The sequence below is a fragment of the Protofrankia sp. CiP1_Cm_nod1 genome, from assembly GCF_920888515.1.
Classification (GTDB): Bacteria; Actinomycetota; Actinomycetes; order Frankiales; family Frankiaceae; genus Protofrankia.
This window is the reverse complement of sequence record NZ_CAKKTM010000368.1, coordinates 7,365-8,901: the sequence shown is the minus strand read 5'-3', so window position 1 is coordinate 8,901 and position 1,537 is coordinate 7,365. Positions and strand designations below refer to the sequence as shown.

The 1,537-nt window shown below is 71.3% G+C and carries 2 protein-coding genes and 1 riboswitch; both genes read left to right on the top strand.

Going from position 1 to position 1,537, the window contains the following annotated elements; translation table 11 throughout:
- The first annotated feature begins 130 nt into the window (after window positions 1-130).
- Window positions 131-619 (top strand): dCMP deaminase, encoded by a 489-nt coding sequence (locus tag NBX02_RS16585; RefSeq protein ID WP_445548482.1) that lies wholly within the window; start codon window positions 131-133, stop codon window positions 617-619.
- Between the two features lie 267 nt (window positions 620-886).
- A riboswitch (FMN riboswitch) is annotated at window positions 887-1,015 on the top strand.
- Window positions 1,016-1,138: 123 nt separating this feature from the next.
- Window positions 1,139-1,537 (top strand): riboflavin synthase (locus NBX02_RS16580; RefSeq protein ID WP_445548481.1); only part of this gene is annotated, 399 nt, incomplete at its 3' end.

Below are 1,537 nucleotides of genomic sequence, written 5' to 3'. Positions count from 1 at the left end.
GGCGCTGGCCGCCGCCCCCCGGCTGGTGGCACCGGTCCCCGGGAAGGGCTGACCGGGCGATGCCGGGACGCCGGGCGCCAGGGCACCAGGCGCGGGAACGGCCGGCGCCGCGGGAACGGCCGGCGCCGCGGTGACGGCCGGCGCGGACGAGCGGTGGCTGCGGATGGCGGTCGAGATCTCCCGGCGGTGCCCGCCGTCACCGGGTGCGTTCTCGGTGGGCGCGGTCATCGTCGACCACTGCGCAGGCCCGGCGGCGGACGCGCCCGTGCGGGTGCTGGCGACCGGTTACTCGCGCGAGCTGGACCCGCATGACCACGCCGAGGAGGTCGCGCTGCGCAGGCTCGCGCGACGCGGCCGGGACGGCTTGCCGGTCCCGGTCGGCCCGCTGACGCTCTACAGCTCGCTGGAGCCGTGCAGCGCCCGGGCCTCCCGGCCCCGGACCTGCACGGAGCTGATCATCGAGGGCGGGATCCGCCGGGTGGTCTTCGCCTGGCGTGAACCCGTGCTGTTCGTCGACTGCGAAGGCGTGGAGATCATGCGGCGGGCCGGCCTCGACGTCGTCGAGGTGCCGGCGCTGGCCGCCGCGGTCCGGGCGGTCAACGCCCACCTGCTCGCGTGACCGTTACGCGCATGGCGTTTTTGCATGACGTTTCTCACATGATGCCGCGCATGTGACGTCGCTCATATGGAACACTTATATAAACCTCTTGAGTGTAGCGGCCCCGGTAGCAAATACCCGCAAAAGCGGATATACAAGGCCGACCATGCGCGGTCGAACACGTGAAGATGGACGAAGAGTGAGCGGTGTACTGCCGTCCGGTATCGCGTGAGCTTTCTTGCACCTGTGCCGTCCGCGTGTGCCAGACTTGGTCAGGTAGTTAGCAGCACGCGCGCTCCGGGGTCGGTGAAAATCCGAACCGGCGGTGACAGTCCGCGACCCGTCCGCAGCCAGCGGACGGCTGACCCGGTGGAATTCCGGGGCCGACGGTGAAAGTCCGGATGGGAGGACGCGCGCGGGCGTGTGCTGTCCGGCGGCCCACAGGCCTGCCGACGGCCCGTCCAGCGCCCATGCGCCGGACGTGTCCCGCGTGATCGCCTCCGTCTCGGACGTGGTGCCGGGACGAGAGGGCACACAGGAATGTTCACCGGCATCGTCGAGGAACTCGGCGTGGTCGCGGCCGTCGAACCACGGCCGGCCGCCGCTCGGCTGGTCATTGACGCCACGAAGGTACTTGAGGACGTCAGCGAGGGCGCGTCCATCGCGGTCAACGGGGTCTGTCTGACCGTCACCAGCTGGTTCCCCCACGGCGAGGGGCAGGCGTTCGCGGCCGACGTCATGCAGGAGACGCTCGACCGCTCGTCCCTGGGTGGGCTGCGCGCCGGCGACCGGGTCAACCTGGAGCGCCCCGTGCGCCTGGCCGACCGCCTCGGCGGGCATCTCGTGCAGGGGCACGTGGACGGCGTCGGCGTGGTCCTCGAACGCCGCTCCAGCACCTCTGTTGTGCATGTGGAGGCCTCCGGCGACGCGGCGGCAACA